We start from the raw sequence: 15,996 nt of genomic DNA on the forward strand, positions 1-15,996 counted from the left end.
TCTCACCGCTAAACGCTTTAGCGTTCTGCGGTCAGACCCCGCGTCGCCGAAAGGCGCAAGGGAATGCTGACCAAGAAGAGCGGGAGATTCTTGAACTTGCATTCAAGATTTCCTGCTTCACAGATTTATAGGTAAATTTTGACAAACATTTATTATTCTCTTAATCTAGCGAAAATTATCTGCATTCGGGGGAATACTTAACAATCATTTGTATTAAGTTATTCTAAGTTTATGATTTGTGGGGGTTTTGCGAATCAGTTGTAAAACTTTTTAGCTTTTAATCAAGATTTATTAAACAATTGTGAAGTCAGCGATCGCCTCTTCTGTCGCATCATCTCCCAATTTATTTAAAGAATTGGTTCAAATCTTGGCAAACCGCTAGTTTTATCGACCTGCCAAGTTTTTTGGGGAGGTTGCTTTTTAGAAAAAAATTAACTAGGGTGAAAAAATATGCGATTATCGTTGACTTAGCGGTTATCGCGACCCTTTCCATCGCGATCGCCGATTCACCCATTGCCCCAGACCGCGCTATGAACCCTAATTGGATCGTCCCAGCCCAACGCCTGAAATCCCTACCCCCTTACGTTTTTGCCCGTCTAGACGAACTCAAAGCTCGCGCCCGAGAACAAGGATTAGACCTAATCGATCTGGGTATGGGTAATCCCGATGGTTTTGCACCACGTCCCGTTATTGATGCCGCAATAAAAGCATTTGAGAATCCCCTTCATCATGGCTATCCCCCCTTTGAAGGAACCGCCAGTTTTCGCGGCGCGATCGCCACATGGTACAAAAGACGTTATGGAGTCAACTTAGACCCAGATAACGAAGCCCTCCCTCTTTTGGGGTCAAAGGAAGGCTTAACCCATCTTGCCCTTGCCTATGTTAATCCAGGGGATACCGTCATCGTTCCCAGTCCCTCTTATCCCGCTCATTTTCGCGGTCCTCTCATTGCTGGAGCAACTTTATATCAACTCCAACTTTCAGCAGAACAAGATTGGCTCATTGACCTCTCTACCATTCCCGAAGAAGTCGCCCAACGCGCCAAACTCTTTTATTTTAATTATCCCAATAATCCCACCACAGCCACGGCACCGAGAGAATTTTTTGAAGAAATCGTGGCCTTCGCCCGTCATTACGAAATCTTATTGGTTCACGATCTCTGTTATGCCGAACTCGCCTTTGATGGCTATCAACCCACCAGTTTATTAGAAATTGCCGGAGCCAAAGAGATTGGCGTTGAATTCCATACTCTTTCCAAAACCTATAATATGGCGGGTTGGCGAGTTGGTTTTGTCGTCGGCAATTCCCATGTTATTCAAGGCTTGCGAACCTTGAAAACCAATTTGGATTATGGCATTTTTTCCACCATTCAAAAAGCCGCCGAAACCGCCTTACAACTGCCCGATACCTATGTCCAAGATGTTCAAGAACGTTATAGCAGCCGTCGGGACTTCCTCATCTCAGGTTTAGCAGAATTGGGCTGGAATGTGCCTAAATCTAAAGCAACAATGTATTTATGGATACCTTGCCCCGTGGGAATGAAATCTACAGATTTTGCCCTAGAAATGCTGCAAACCACAGGAGTAGTGGTTACTCCTGGCAATGCCTTTGGAGAAGCCGGAGAAGGGTACGTGCGGATTAGCCTCATTGCCGATCGCGATCGCCTCGGAAAAGCCTTAGACCGTTGGCGGAAAGCAGGTATTCGCTATCAACCCGAAGAGGTACTTGCTCCCCTTAGCACAAATTGAGCAAAAGTGCTTGTAAATATTTAATGTTCTGAATAGATCTCGACAAAAGCCAGAGAGGATGTCAAAGTAGTATGATGGATAAATGAGAAGGAATATCGGTGGCTGAAGTTATCGCTAGTCTTAGGGAATTTTCCGATTGAGTATTAGCCAAGAGGCTTTCCTTCCGAATCCCAATCTCTACATGATATCCAATCAATTTGCGAGGCTAAGTTATGACCGTGTATATCGGGAATCTTTCCCATGATGCTACAGAGGAAGATGTAAATGGTGTTTTTGCTGAATATGGTTCTGTAAAGCGAGTGAAAATTCCTCTCGATCGCGAAACTGGTCAGCGACGGGGTTTTGGTTTTGTCGATATGGAGGAAGAAAAGGGCGAAACCGCAGCGATCGAGAACCTTGATGGGGCAGAATGGATGGGTCGCACCTTAAAAGTCAATAAGGCTAAACCTCGGGAAGATCGTCCTTCTAACCGGAATTTCTCATCCGGGCGCGATCGCTATTAAGTTTTGATGGGACAATTAAATCCGATGATTGACTCAGAGGATAGACAACAGAGCTATCCTTTTGTATTTTAGAGGGTTCGAGGTCTGTCGTTTGAGGTCTAGAATTTCAACGGCATCACTGCCAGTGTTTTTTGTAAATTGTTTTTTGTACATTATTTTTTGTACATTGTTTTTTTTCCATAATGAAAGCGGGAGGATATTGAATGGCCCAAGTTGTTCTTGGTGAAAACGAGCAATTAGAGTCAGCATTGCGTCGATTTAAACGGAAAGTTTCTCGAGCTGGCATCTTTGGCGATATGAAAAAAAATCGCCACTTTGAAACCCCTGCCCAAAAACGCAAGCGCAAAGAACTAGCAAGACATAAGGAAAGGCGTTGGCTTCGCAATCGCAAAAAACAATCCTAATTTCTTAAAAAAAGCTAGTAGCAAATGAATTCCCATCTATAATCAATCTCTGATTTAGGTGGGATGCTCTTTAATTAATTGGGATAAGAGGCGGGTTAACGCTTTTATGGGGGGCGGGTTGGTAAAATGTCGGCAGTATTGACTTTTCTTTTCGTCAAGTTTTCCCGCCCCCCAATCAAGTTAAGCGGCTAAACTCTCCGTACTTAAGGGAACGAGATCGCCGTGAGTGGTCAGAGCGAGAAACATGGGCGCATTCTCCGGTATCATTTTTCCAGTTAGGACGCAGCATTCATCTTTCTGGGCGATCGCCTCAAAACTGGCGCGAATATCGGTTTTGGAAAACGTGGGGCGATAATCTCCGGACTTTTGCTGAACGTAGTTCCAAAGCACATCTCTGATCAATGCTTGATAACCCGTGTTTCCCGACAATTCTTTGAGCTTCTCCTTCAGTTCTCTTTCCAGGCGAATGCTAGTAACTTCCATGTCGGTTGTTGATGTACGAGTACGAGTTAAGGTACGCATCGAAAAAATTCCTCCAAAAATAGTGGACATATCAATATTACAAGTGTAGTATGTAAAAGATAGGTTTTGACAACCCCCAATCAAGTTCAAAAACAAAAATTTTCAATTTCAACCAAATTTCACTCCGTTTAAATCTTTAAAGCTATGTCTAGGAGGAATCCGTGAATCTTCTCTCATCTTTATCCACATCACAGTTAGCAACCCGTTGCCAAGAAGATCGGCATCTTGTTGCTCGAGGTTCAGAATTTAAGAATTTAGCCTCGGTGACTTTGGCCTCAAGTGCGATCGCGATCGCCAAAGTGTGGATGGACAAAGTGTGGATAGAGACGACAGAAGATTGCTCAGTCCTCTTAAATGATACGATTGTATCAAAATATGAAAATAACACAAAAATTAGCACAAAAATTAGCGATCGCCCTCTCCGTTTCTCCATGCTCCCAGAGTCTCTATCGGGGATTGAAGGTATTGAGATAGAAGGCTATCAGCATAACAGCGACAGTGAAAGATTGTTGGTCGGATCGAATCAACAACAAATAAGCGGTAGGTACAGGCAAAAGTCAACTGTACCTCAATAAAACCAAGACCCCAACATGGTTTATCCCCCGCTTTATCAGAGACAAAGCGGGGATTTTTACGTCTTGGGTCCTTCACCTTCTCGATTAACGGCATAAAAAGGAGTAAAGCCGTGATTACCGTAACAGAAACTTTGAGTCAGTCTGTCGTCGTCTTTTCCAAGAATTACTTGCCTTTGAGCCGGATTAATATCCGTCGGGCGATCGCTCTTTTAGTGACAGGAAAAGCCGAACCTGTAGATTTTTTCAGCGATAAATTTTGGGAAATTCGTTCCCCTAGCGTCAAATTTCAAGTTCCAGAACATATTCGCTTGACGATGACTCAAACCGAACGAGTCTGGAAGATCCCGGCTGTCAATCGGCGCGAGGTTCTGCGGCGAGACAAAAACACCTGTCAATACTGTGGAAGTAAGCATAAATTGACCTTGGATCACGTCATTCCTCGTTCTAAAGGCGGAAAGCACGTCTGGGATAACGTAGTTATTGCTTGCGAAGGGTGTAACTCCAAAAAAGGCGCTCGCACTCCTAGGGAAGCAGGAATGCCCTTGTTCCAGAAACCCAAAGCACCGATGCACCCCACCGTCGCTTTTGCCGAACAGTTCTGGCGCGATAATAGCTGGCAATAACAAGAGTGAGCAAAGCTCCAATAAATCAGAGGCGATCGCAACGGCGATCGCCCAACCAACCGGGAAACACGATCGAAAACAGAACCCATGTTGAAACTGACTTATACCGAAAACGGATTCTGCTTAGAGCATCTGGCTCAACCCCTCGAAAATTGGGTCGCAACGCGAGTTGTTTTGGCGCTGCGATCGGCAACTCCTTTGTTTGTTGAGCCGAGTACAGCTTCTTTCTTGCTTCCTGCTGATTTGCCTCATTTGGCAGAATTGGAAGCCCTAGAAACGCGAGAAAATCCCAATGCGTTGTCCTTGGCTGTTTGCGATGCAGAATATGTCGAAGTTTGCTTGAATGGAACTTGGTTGGTATCGGATCCCGATAGCGAAGAAGGAATCTTTGTGACGACGATGAGCGATCGCGCTGAGTTTTTTCTGTTCAAACTTTGGCAAGAAGCTGAATCGATCGCTTTTTTAGCCAATGAATAAATTAAAAACGCACTCTCTTCTGGAGTGCGTTTTTAATTAAAAGCAATTTCTTACAAAATCTGTGATAAAAACTGCTTAGTGCGATCGTGTTGAGGATTATTAAAAAACGCATCGGGTTTCGCTTCCTCGACTAATAACCCATCTGCCATTAAAACGACCCGATCCGCCACGTTTTCTGCAAATCCTACCTCATGGGTAACGCATACCATTGTCATGCCTTCACGGGCTAAAGATCGCATGGTATCTAATACTTCTTTGACCATTTCTGGGTCTAACGCTGAAGTTGGTTCGTCAAAAAGCATGATTTTGGGCTGCATCGCCAAAGCGCGGGCGATCGCCACCCGTTGCTGTTGTCCCCCAGATAGTTGCCCAGGAAACTTTTTCGCTTGTTCTAAAATACCCACCTTCTCTAATAATTGCATGGCGATCGCCTCAGCTTCGGCTTTTTTGCGACGGCGTACCCAAATCGGAGCAAGAGTAACATTTTGCAATACTGTTAGGTGAGGAAACAAATTAAATTGCTGAAAAACCATCCCCACTTCTTTACGAATCGCATCAATATTTTTGAGATCGTGGGAAAGTTCGATACCATCAACAGAAATCTGACCCTTTTGATATTCTTCAAGGGCATTAAAAGTACGAATAAAGGTCGATTTTCCCGATCCCGAAGGACCCATCACCACAACCACTTCCCCCTTAGTCACGGTCAAACTTACACCGCGCAGAACATGGAATTCATTGCTGGCATACCATTTATGCACGTCTCGAGCAACAATCATTTCCTCTCTATCGGTTACATTGTTTGTATCTTGAATGTCTTTGGTTAGGGACTGTCCGGCCATGATGATTCTCCTTAAATAAAATTGATGGGTTAGGTTAAAGTATCTCTCGGTTACTGAAGAGCAATATCTACGTTACTAATACTAAGTTAACTTAGAAACAGAATATTGCTAATAATTGGCTCTGATTTTTTTCTTCCCCTCTAGAGTAAAGTTTCTTGGTTTAGTGTTCCACATTCAAGCGTTTCTCAATATATTTGCTCCCTGTAGACATGGCATAACAAAAAACCCAGAAGCCTAAAGCATTAAAAAGTAAAACTTCTGAACTGCGACCGAGAAAATTTGGATTTGCCAAAACTGAACGACTGATGCCTAGAAACTCTTCTACACCTACAATAGAGAGGAGAGTTGTATCTTGGAATAAGCTAATAAATTGTCCTACGATCGCCGGAATTACAGCCTTAATTGCTTGGGGCATGACGATAAAAGACACCGTTAAGGGCGGATTTAAACCCAAGGCTTTTGCCGCTTCTGTTTGACCCCGAGGAATGGCTTGTAGTCCTCCTCGAATATTTTCCGCGAGATAGGCAGAACTAAATAGAGTTAAACCAATAATAGCCCGTAAAACGCGATCGGGTCGCATTCCCTCCGGTAAAAATAAAGGAATCATCACCTGACCCATGAACAAAATGGCAATTAAGGGAATACCGCGAATAATTTCAATATAGAGTACGGAAAAGAGCTTCACTACGGGTAGATTACTTTGCCTCCCTAATGCAAAAATAACACCGATGGGAAAACAAAGCGCAATACTAATTGTTGCCATCAGTACCGTGAGCATTAAACCACCCCATTTACTGGTTGTGACTTCTTCTAGTCCCAAACCGCCACCAATTAACCAAAGCCCAATCAGATAGACTAGAAACCAATTGATTGCTATATATTGCCCCAATCCTGGCATTTTTGCGCCGATTTTTTGTCCTCCCCATGCAGCAAGAGAAAGCAAGATTAATAAGCCAATAATTGCCAATTTATAGAGGAGAGGGATAGGCAAGATAAAGGAAATTAAAGCGGCGATCGCCAAACCGATTAAAACATTGCGACTAAATAAATGGGTAACATTGCGAGCAACAATGCCCCAAGAAATACCCGAAAATATAACAATAATACTCAGCAAAACCCAAAGTCGCCAGTATTCTTCACTGGGATAGCGTCCAGCCCCAAAGAGATGTAAATTGGCAGGAATAACAGTCCATTGTGCTTCAGTAAACGCCCAAACACAAAAACCATAGCCAGCATAGCAAAAAATTCCTACAATAATGAAGGTAATGAGGGCATTATACCAAGGGGTTAATAAATTTTTCATCACCCAGTTGATCGGAGAAATCTGAATCTCTGCGGGGGGAGATAGATTGGGATTGGGATTTTGAGGTGTAATGGTAGTCATGTCATTGGTTATTAGTTATTGGTAATTGGTAATGAGTTATTGAATGAATAATTCATTACCTTTCTCGTAACTGCACGCTGCGATTGAGTTGATTCATACTCAGCGAAATCACCATATTCATTAATAAATATGTGGTCATAATTAAAATCATGACTTCAATAGGACGACCGGTTTGGTTAAAGGTAGTATTGGAGACGGAATAAATATCGGGATAGGCGATCGCCAGTGCCAAACTGGAGTTTTTGGCTAAGTTTTGATATTGACTATTGAGGGGAGGAATAATCACTCGCAAGGCTTGAGGAAATACCACTAAGCGCATGGTTAAATTAGACTTTAATCCCAAGGCTTTCGATGCTTCCCATTGACCCCTAGCCACGGATTGAATTCCGGCTCTGACAATTTCGGAAATAAAGGCTCCGGTGTAAATAATCAAACCAACTAGCAAAGCACTTATCTCTAAAGTTAGTCGCAAACCTCCTTCAATTTCGCCAATTTCTGTCGGTTCGTGGGGAAATTGCCAACCCAAACCAAAGAGTAAAATTAACACAGAAATTGCAGTAATCACCCACAGAATCATCGACTGATTTTGTCCCGACTCTCCTTTTATGACAATGGCTTTAACCCGCGATCGCCACACAAAAAACGCCGCGATCGCACCCACAATTAACACCGCCGCACAAATGCTAAATCGCCCGACTTCGCCCGGCCACGGCAAATAAAGCCCGCGCTTGCTGGCATAAAACATACCCAAAAAAGAGAGCCTATCTTCCGGTCGGGGGAGTTTAGAGAAAACTGCTAAATACCAAAATAATAACTGCACTAAGATGGGAATATTGCGGGCAATTTCCACATAAACTTGACTGATTTTCTGCAAGAGCCAATTATCAGAAAAACTGGCAACTCCCGCCGTAATTCCCACAATTGTTGTTAATATAAGACCAACAACGACAACGCGCAAAGTATTGATTAATCCCGCAAACATAACCCTTGCATAAGAACCTGCCACGGGGTCGCTGGGATCGTAATTCGTCAAGTCTTCGCCAATGGCAAAAGAGGCTTGAGATTGGAGAAAATCAAATCCGAACTCGATCCCGACTTGCTGCATATTCACATTTAGGTTATAGCCCAAGAGGGTGAAAATTGCGATCACTACGAGAACGGCTAGAATCTGTAAGGCAACTTTCCAAAAGCGATCGTCTCGCCAGAGTGGAATACCTTGTTCTTTAACAGTCATTTTTTCACCTATCACTTATCAATTATTACTTATCAATTATCAGTTATCAGTTATCAGTTATTAACTACTGATGAGATTGGAAAAACTGCCCCCGAGTCTATTTTTTAATAGACTCGGGGAGCATTCCCTACCCCACAAAACCCTTAGCGGAAAGGAGGAGCATAAAGTAAACCACCTTCGGTCCATAGAGCATTTAAACCCCGATCCAGTTTGAACTTGGATTCTTGTCCTAGGTTACGTTCGTAAATTTCGCCGTAGTTGCCAACACTAGAGATAACCTTCACCATAAAGTCATTCTCTAAACCTAAACCTGTACCGAGATCGCCTTCTGCACCCAAGAAACGCTTAATTGTAGGATCTTCACTACTCTTCATCTCTTCAACATTCTTTGAGGTAATGCCAAGTTCTTCCGCTTCGATTAAACCATAAGTCACCCATTTCACCACATCAAACCATGCGGAATCATTATTAACGGTCAAAGGTCCTAGGGGTTCTTTGGACATCGTGACATCTAAAACAATGTGATCCTCGGGCTTAGAGAGGGTACTGCGACGGGCAACTAATTGGGATTTATCGGAGGTAAAACCATCGCAAAGTTCCTCCTCATAAGCAGCATAAGCAGGGTCGGCTTGTTGGAAAGTCTTAATTTCTGGAGTAACTCCCGCCTTTCGCATTTTGTCGGTTAAGTTTAATTCCGTCGTGGTTCCCGCTTCTACACAAACAGTTTTACCATCGAAATCTTTTAATTCTTTCAGTCCGCTCGCTTCGCGAACCATCATCCCTTGACCATCATAAAAGGTCGTGGGGGCAAATTCCATGCCCACTTCTGTATCTCGGCTGATGGTCCAAGTCGTGTTGCGCGAGAGCATATCAACTTCTCCTCCCGATACGGCTGTAAAGCGTTCGGTGGAGTCCAAGCGACGATACTCAACTTTATCGGCATCTCCTAAAACTGCTGCGGCCACAGCTTTACAGACATCAACATCTAAACCGGAATAGTCTCCCGACTCATCAACGTAACTAAAACCAGGAATACCCCCATCAACACCACAGTTTAAAGTTCCGCGTTCTTTGACGGCATCCAAGCGGCTTGCTGTTGATGACGAACTTCCTTCGCCTTCTCCATCGGAAGAAGATTCGGGAGGAGTTGCACAAGCTGCAAGAGAGGCCGCGATCGCGGCGGTTAGTAAAAAAGCACTAAATTTACGCATTGTCATTACACACCACATTTTTAGAGTGACACTGATAGTTTATTAATCTCTATCAGAGTAAGCACAGAGTGAAGTGTAAATCAATACAAAAGGTAAAGATTTGTTTAAAGTATGATAATAACTCGCCAAAAATCAACATTATTTAGCGTTGAGCAGCTAAATCTCGGATAAGAGATGTTTTGGAGCGAATATAGTCGCTGATAACTTCAGTTTCGTAACCTTCAAGCGATCGCTGCCGTGCTAATTGGTCTAATAACCATTCGACGAGGCTGGCATCATCGCGCCCCAAAATAACAGGGGCTTGGGTGTTTTCCACGAGGGACCAAAGTTGACGTAATAAGTTAGGGGTCATGGCTTTATTGACGACTACAACAGTTCTACAAAGGTTCGCTATAAAAACTTAATAATATTTTAATGATTTGTTTCTTCTTCATCACCATAGCCGATCTGATGAAGTTAGAGGCAAAACTGTTTCAACTTGATACAAGTCGAAACAATTTTTAGGAGTTGGTAACAGTTATAGAACTTACGCATTTGCGGGCAAAATGCACGCATTACCATAGCTGCGTCAGTCCTAGGTTAGCGAGTAGCGGGTAATGATTACTGACTCCTTTTGGGGAAATCTTGCCGCAAATTCCAGGTTTGATACTACAATGCAGCCAACGTATTCAAAATTTTAGGACATTAAACCCTATGAGTAATTCCGATCGCATTCCCGTGGGTATTGTGGGCGCGTCTGGTTATGGCGGTATTCAATTGGTGAAATTGCTGTTAGATCATCCCCATGTGGAGATTGTTTACGTGGGGGGAGACAGTAGCGCAGGAAAAGAATTTGGCGACCTGTATCCCCATTTGCGCGATCGCTTCAATCTTAAAATTGAAAAAATCGATCTCGATGTTATTGGCGATCGCTGCCAAGCAGTCTTTTTGGCACTTCCCAATGGTTTAGCCTGCGATATGGCTCCAAAACTGCTGGAAAAGGGGTGTAAAGTCCTCGATCTCTCGGCAGATTATCGCTTTGATAATTTGGAAACTTACTCAACTTGGTATAAAAAAGAACGCAGCGATCGCGCTGTAGCTGCAACGGCGGTTTATGGTTTACCGGAACTTTATCGCGATGCCATTAAAGAAACTTCTCTAATTGGCTGTCCGGGGTGTTATTGTACGGCAAGTTTACTTGCCCTTGCGCCTTTACTCAAACAGGGGCTAATCGTCCCAGAAACCGCCATTATCGACGCAAAATCGGGAACGTCGGGAGGAGGACGGAAAGCGGCAATTGGTTTGCTCCTTGCTGAGGCAGATAATTCTCTGGCTGCCTATAATGTTGCTGGGGCGCATCGTCATACCCCGGAAATTGAAAATATTTGCAGCGATTTGGCGGGACAAGAAATCAAGGTACAATTTACACCTCACCTGATCCCGATGGTACGGGGGATTTTAGCCACTGTTTACGCCAATCTACGCGATCCGGGTTTAGTGCGAGAGGATATCATTACGATTTATAACGCTTTCTATCGTTCCTCTCCTTTTGTGAAAATCCTGCCCAATGGCATTTATCCTCAGACGAAATGGGCGGCGGGAACAAATTCCTGTTATATTGGCTTGGCGGTAGATACGCGCACCGATCGCGTTATTGTTATGTCGGCGATCGACAATCTGATCAAGGGTCAGTCGGGGCAGGCTGTACAAAATTTGAACATTATGATGGGATGGGAAGAAACATTAGGACTGCCTCAATTAGCCTTTTATCCATAACCCAATCTGGGAAACTTAAGGTTAGCGATTAGGTTAGTGGGTGGGATTTTGATTAACCCCTCCTTGCCAACGTTTTAGAGGAATGCAATCAAGATCCAATTGATCGAGGGCGCGAGCGATGACAAAATCGACTAAATCCTCAATGGTTTGCGGGTTATGATACCACGCGGGAATGGCGGGTACGATCCGCGCTCCTGCTTCGGCAAGGAGGGTTAAGTTTCGTAAATGAATCAAACTCAATGGCGTTTCTCGGGGAACGAGAACTAATTTTCGTCCTTCCTTTAATTGTACGTCCGCCATGCGTTCGAGTAGATCGGAACTCAGTCCGTGGGCGATTTTGGCGACGGTACTCATACTACAGGGCATTATAATTGCTCCGAGGGTAGGAAAAGAACCCGAGGCGATAGTCGCTCCAACATTGCTCCAACGGTGACAGCGCAATACTCCGGCTTGAGGAACACTAGCGCGATCGCGCCAAAATTGCGCTTGTTCTTCTGGCTCGGGGGGCATTCGCACATTTTGCTCGGACTGCCAAACCAGAAAACTCGCCTTAGAAGCCACCAGATCGACAGTGTAGCCCGCTTCTAGCAAGTATTTGAGGGCGCGAACGGCATAAATTAAACCACTCGCCCCACTTACACCCAAAATTAAAGGTTTCATTTTGCCAATTATCAACGCTATCAACTATCAACCATTATTTACTCGTCTTCAAAATCCTCATTATTGGCCTCACTACCACCACCGACGGTAACGAGATCAATTTGTTGGCGATAGTAGTCCACGCTTTTTACTTGGACTTCAACTTGATCCCCCAAGCGATAGGCAGTGCGATTTTTGCGTCCTACTAAGCAACTGTGGCGCGATCGGTATTCGTACCAATCATCTTTGAGAGAACTGACGTGAACCAACCCTTCCACCATCAACTCCTCAATTTCCACGAAAAAGCCATAGGATTGTACTCCGGTAATTAAACCTTGAAAGATTTCCCCCGTGCGTTCTTTCATTTTTTCCGCTTTTTTCAAGCCATCCAAGTCGTTTTCGGCATCTTCTGCGACTTTATTCCGTTCGTTAAGGTGATGTACAACAACGGTGAGGTCGTGTTCCCACTGTGCTTGAGTTGTGGCGGGTAAAACATTCCAGTTCACCTCCTCGTGACACTTGCTGCTGCCCAAATTTACGCCTTTTCTCGACCGTGTAGAACGGCGATCGCGACCTTCATCAAAGAGAACGTGGATAATGCGCTGTACGATCAGATCCGCATAGCGCCGTCCTGGACTGAGAACGTGACAGTAACTATCGGCATAAGCCAAGCCAAAATGCGGTCCTGGTTTGGTACTGTAATAGGGGGATTTGAGGGTATTTTTCAGGAAATAGGTGAGGATTTTGGGATGCTCGGAGTTGGTAATCTCTTGCACAAAACTTTGATAGTCTCGGGGTTTGATTTCTTCTTCTGACTCCATTTCTAACTTTAAATTGAGATTGAGTCCCAATTTGATGAAATCTTCCAATTCCATCAGATCGGGTTCGGGTTGAATGCAATAGAGGGTGGGTAATTCCAAGGCGCGACAGTGATCGGCGATCGCTTTTCCCGCTAAAATGCACAATTCTGCTAGTAGGGCGCGGATCGGTAGAACATTACTGTTGACGATCGCCCCGAGTCGTCCTTCATCTTTAAACGGACAGGCATAATCCCTTAAAGAGAACTCAAAACCGCCGCGCTGAATCCGTTGCGCCTTGACTAAAGGAGCGAGATGATAAAAGAGGCGATCGAGCATTTCTACTCCTTCTTCGAGTTCTTTGGGAATATCCTGTTGTTGTCCCAAAAAAGATTGAATTTCTTGATAACTGAGTTGATGGTCAACTTTAATCACACTAGGCTGAATATCAAACTCGAGGAGTTGTCCGGTTTTGTCCAAAGTGAGTAAAACGCTCATGGAAAGGCGTTCTTGACCTATTAAGAAGGAACAGCGCCTGGTAATGGTTTCGGGAAAAAGCGGCAGGGTAAAATCGCGCAAATAAACTGCCGTCCCGCGTTTTTTCGCTTCGATGTCTAAGATGGATTCGTATTCGAGGTAATGGGAGAAGTCTGCAATGTGGATGCCCAAATACCAGCGATCGTCGGGTAGGAGTTCTAGGCTGAAGGCATTTTCTACTATTTCGGGATATTTGCCATTCAAACAACTTTCGTCTTCTAACGTTACGGTTAGAACCGAGCGCAGGTCTAAGCGGCGATCGATTTCCGCTTTGGCGATTTTCCCCGAGGGTGCGGGTTTGGGGGAGGCTTTCGCCGCTTCGAGGTGCTTCTCGCTAAAGGCTTGGGGGAGGTCGTGCTTGCAAGCAACAATATCAATGTCATTTGCAGTTTCTGCATCGCTGCCTAAAATTTTCGTGACTCGACCAAAGGGAAAATTGCCTCCCAAAGGATAGCGCAGAACCTCCACGTGAACCAAGTAATCGATCGCCATTTCTAATTTTGCGTCGTTGTCTTGCAGTTGCAGTTCAAAGAGCAGGCGATCGTCGAGAGGGACAGCACGATAGCCTTTGCTGGTTTTTTTGATGCGGGCGAGGAGAGAGGGGTTAGCGCGATCGAGAATCACTTCTACAGCACCCTCTGGCGATCGCCGACGACTCCCTTCTTTCACAATCTTAACCAGGACGCGATCGCCGTTCCAAGCGCTGCTTAAATGGCTTTCACGGACGTAAATATCTTCGGTATCTTCTTCATCTTGGATCGCAAAACAAAAGCCTTTACTCGAGCAGCGCAATTTAGCTTCAATAATATCTTCTCGGGCTACCCGGCGATATTTCCCTAGTTCCTTGGTGAGAATACCCACTCTTTCCAACGCATCAAGGGCAATTTGCAATTTTTGCAGATCGAGATCGTCATCGCATCCTAATTTTTTTTCGAGGACTTTTCCGGGGACCAACTTATCTTGGCTAAACTGGGAAAGTAATGTAGCGATTGAAAAATTCATTTCTCGTAATTCCTTATAACTCGAGCGTTGTCATGGCACTGGGGAGGTTGGAAGGCGATCGCACTCTACTGCTTATGCTCGCCAAAATCGAAGAGAAGAGATTCGGAGAGTTAGCATCAGAGAGCTTAGTCTCTAACTCAAACGGGTTGACATTTTCTGTTGCGATCGGTTCGGTTCTTTTGAGTTTACTCGTTTCCGGAGGGGCGGAGTGTATCAACGAAAGAACCAATCTCTGCAAAATAGGAGGATCGAGCGATCGGTAAGGGCTTCGGTGTCACTCCCCAAAAAGTCTGTCAAGTCCGTTTTCTCTCAAGACCATTTTCTTATCCTCCTCTCACCCTATCATCAAAAATGCAAAAATGAGGACTCCCGTTAGACCCAAAGGGTTAGCGGTGAGATGACGAGCGCGTTCCCTCTCTTGGTCGATTGGATATGGCGAATGCGATTCGCCATCCCTCGACCGCTAGGTGAGGAAACCTCGCCGGGGTCGCTCGTCTTTTTGCCAACAAATAAAATCGACCAAAGTAGGGACGTTAAATTTAACGTCCCTACACATAGATTGACATTCTTTTTAAAGGTTGCTAGAATCCAATTTAGGAGGATTGAAATGTTAACACTAACTTACGAGTATAAATTAATCCCGAACGGTAAGCAAATCGAGATGATTGAAAATACCTTGAGAGTCTGTCGTTCTGTCTGGAATTACGCCCTCAGAGAGCGAAAAGATTGGATTAACTCTCGGAAGTGTTCTGTTAATGCTTGTTCTCTAGACAGGGAATATATCATTCCTGCTGATAAACCTTTTCCAAATTACAACAATCAAGCCAAACAATTAACAGAAGCCAAGAAAACAAACCCGTGGTTAAAATCTGTGAATGCTCAAGTCTTGCAACAGGTCTTAAAAAGATTAGAGCGAGCGTTTACAGATATGCAATCCAAAAAACTCGGTTTCCCTCGCTTTAAGAATCAGTATAGGATGCGTTCTTTTGTGTATCCTCAAATGCTGAAAGACTGTATGCAGGAAAACCAGATTAAACTGCCTCAATTGGGATGGATTAAGTTCAGGAAATCGAGAGATATTCCCGATGGTTTTGCAATTAAACAAGCGAGAATTATTAAGAAAGCATCAGGATATTTTATCCTACTGTCTTTGCAGTTAAATGTTAATATTCCAGATGTTCCATTTCACGGTCATGCCATTGGGATAGACTTGGGACTGGACAAGTTTCTGGCAACTTCTGACGGAGAACTGGTCGAAAGACCTCACTTTTTGAACCAACTACACAGCAAGCTGAAATCGCTGCAACGTAGATTAAGAAACAAAAAAAGAGGGTCTAATAATCGACACAAATTAAACCAGAAAATAGCGAGATTACATCAAAAGATTTCTGATACTCGTAAAGATTGGCAGTTTAAACTGGCACATTCTCTCTGCGACCAAGCACAGTCAATATTTTTTGAAGATATTAACTTTAAGTCATGGGCAAAAGGAATGTTATCCAAACATTGCCTAGATGCTGCTTTTGGTCAATTTATTACCATTCTCAAATGGGTAGCGTGGAAACGAGATGTTTTTGTCGCGGCAGTTGACAAGAATTATACCTCGCAAATTTGCCCAAAATGTGATTTTCACACTGGAAAAAAATTACTTTCCGAACGAGAACATCATTGCCCTGAGTGTGGATACAAAACTCATAGAGACATAGCAGCAGCAGAAGTTATCAGAGATAGAGGAATCAAAAA

General features: G+C 44.1%; 16 protein-coding genes. 8 read left to right on the forward strand and 8 right to left on the reverse strand.

Features of this window, described 5'->3' with window-relative positions; genetic code table 11:
• The first annotated feature begins 530 nt into the window (after positions 1-530).
• The 3 genes from JUI58_RS06730 to rpsU all read left to right on the forward strand — a co-directional run bounded on the left by JUI58_RS06730 (position 531) and on the right by rpsU (position 2,655).
• Positions 531-1,748 (forward strand): aspartate aminotransferase, encoded by a 1,218-nt coding sequence (locus JUI58_RS06730; protein WP_204103005.1) that lies wholly within the window; start codon positions 531-533, stop codon positions 1,746-1,748.
• A 212-nt stretch (positions 1,749-1,960) separates the two neighbouring features.
• On the forward strand, positions 1,961-2,251 hold the full coding sequence (locus JUI58_RS06735; protein ID WP_204102992.1) for an RNA-binding protein: 291 nt from the start codon (positions 1,961-1,963) through the stop codon (positions 2,249-2,251).
• A 203-nt stretch (positions 2,252-2,454) separates the two neighbouring features.
• Positions 2,455-2,655: a 30S ribosomal protein S21 gene (rpsU, locus tag JUI58_RS06740; protein WP_204102993.1), complete on the forward strand. Its 201-nt coding sequence runs from the start codon at positions 2,455-2,457 to the stop codon at positions 2,653-2,655.
• Between the two features lie 180 nt (positions 2,656-2,835).
• Here the strand turns inward: rpsU and JUI58_RS06745 are convergent, their stop codons facing one another.
• Positions 2,836-3,177, reverse strand: a complete 342-nt coding sequence (locus JUI58_RS06745) for a hypothetical protein (protein ID WP_204102994.1) — start codon at positions 3,175-3,177, stop codon at positions 2,836-2,838.
• Positions 3,178-3,338: 161 nt separating this feature from the next.
• Between JUI58_RS06745 and JUI58_RS06750 the strand changes: the two genes are divergently transcribed.
• The 3 genes from JUI58_RS06750 to JUI58_RS06760 all read left to right on the forward strand — a co-directional run bounded on the left by JUI58_RS06750 (position 3,339) and on the right by JUI58_RS06760 (position 4,852).
• Complete coding sequence (locus JUI58_RS06750) at positions 3,339-3,752, forward strand: hypothetical protein (protein WP_204102995.1); 414 nt, start codon at positions 3,339-3,341, stop codon at positions 3,750-3,752.
• A gap of 110 nt (positions 3,753-3,862) precedes the next feature.
• On the forward strand, positions 3,863-4,375 hold the full coding sequence (locus JUI58_RS06755; protein ID WP_348539851.1) for an HNH endonuclease: 513 nt from the start codon (positions 3,863-3,865) through the stop codon (positions 4,373-4,375).
• 87 nt (positions 4,376-4,462) lie between these two features.
• Positions 4,463-4,852 carry an alr0857 family protein gene (locus JUI58_RS06760; protein WP_204102996.1) on the forward strand — a complete coding sequence of 130 codons (390 nt, stop codon included), beginning with the start codon at positions 4,463-4,465 and terminating at the stop codon, positions 4,850-4,852.
• A 50-nt stretch (positions 4,853-4,902) separates the two neighbouring features.
• Here JUI58_RS06760 and JUI58_RS06765 read toward each other — a convergent pair whose 3' ends face one another.
• The 5 genes from JUI58_RS06765 to JUI58_RS06785 all read right to left on the reverse strand — a co-directional run bounded on the left by JUI58_RS06765 (position 4,903) and on the right by JUI58_RS06785 (position 9,875).
• Entirely contained in the window at positions 4,903-5,631 is a 729-nt protein-coding gene (locus JUI58_RS06765) for an amino acid ABC transporter ATP-binding protein (RefSeq protein WP_204103007.1), read from the reverse strand.
• A gap of 223 nt (positions 5,632-5,854) precedes the next feature.
• The gene (locus JUI58_RS06770; RefSeq protein WP_204102997.1) at positions 5,855-7,078 is read right to left on the reverse strand and encodes an amino acid ABC transporter permease; all 1,224 of its coding nucleotides are present in this window, start codon (positions 7,076-7,078) and stop codon (positions 5,855-5,857) included.
• Positions 7,079-7,133: 55 nt separating this feature from the next.
• Positions 7,134-8,312: an ABC transporter permease subunit gene (locus JUI58_RS06775; protein WP_204102998.1), complete on the reverse strand. Its 1,179-nt coding sequence runs from the start codon at positions 8,310-8,312 to the stop codon at positions 7,134-7,136.
• Positions 8,313-8,455: 143 nt separating this feature from the next.
• Positions 8,456-9,523, reverse strand: a complete 1,068-nt coding sequence (locus JUI58_RS06780) for an amino acid ABC transporter substrate-binding protein (protein WP_348539852.1) — start codon at positions 9,521-9,523, stop codon at positions 8,456-8,458.
• A 142-nt stretch (positions 9,524-9,665) separates the two neighbouring features.
• The gene (locus JUI58_RS06785) at positions 9,666-9,875 is read right to left on the reverse strand and encodes a hypothetical protein (protein WP_204103000.1); all 210 of its coding nucleotides are present in this window, start codon (positions 9,873-9,875) and stop codon (positions 9,666-9,668) included.
• A gap of 341 nt (positions 9,876-10,216) precedes the next feature.
• Here JUI58_RS06785 and argC point away from each other — a divergent pair, with 341 nt between their 5' ends.
• Positions 10,217-11,278 (forward strand): N-acetyl-gamma-glutamyl-phosphate reductase, encoded by a 1,062-nt coding sequence (gene argC / locus JUI58_RS06790; RefSeq protein ID WP_204103001.1) that lies wholly within the window; start codon positions 10,217-10,219, stop codon positions 11,276-11,278.
• A 33-nt stretch (positions 11,279-11,311) separates the two neighbouring features.
• Here the strand turns inward: argC and JUI58_RS06795 are convergent, their stop codons facing one another.
• Both JUI58_RS06795 and JUI58_RS06800 read right to left on the reverse strand, forming a co-directional pair.
• Positions 11,312-11,938 (reverse strand): flavin prenyltransferase UbiX, encoded by a 627-nt coding sequence (locus JUI58_RS06795; RefSeq protein ID WP_204103002.1) that lies wholly within the window; start codon positions 11,936-11,938, stop codon positions 11,312-11,314.
• 38 nt (positions 11,939-11,976) lie between these two features.
• Entirely contained in the window at positions 11,977-14,253 is a 2,277-nt protein-coding gene (locus JUI58_RS06800; RefSeq protein ID WP_204103003.1) for a ribonuclease R family protein, read from the reverse strand.
• Positions 14,254-14,860: 607 nt separating this feature from the next.
• Here JUI58_RS06800 and JUI58_RS06805 point away from each other — a divergent pair.
• On the forward strand, positions 14,861-15,996 hold a 1,136-nt coding region (locus JUI58_RS06805; protein ID WP_204103004.1), incomplete at its 3' end, for an RNA-guided endonuclease TnpB family protein.

It is taken from the genome of Spirulina sp. CCY15215 (genome assembly GCF_016888125.1).
Lineage (GTDB): Bacteria > Cyanobacteriota > Cyanobacteriia > Cyanobacteriales > Spirulinaceae > CCY15215.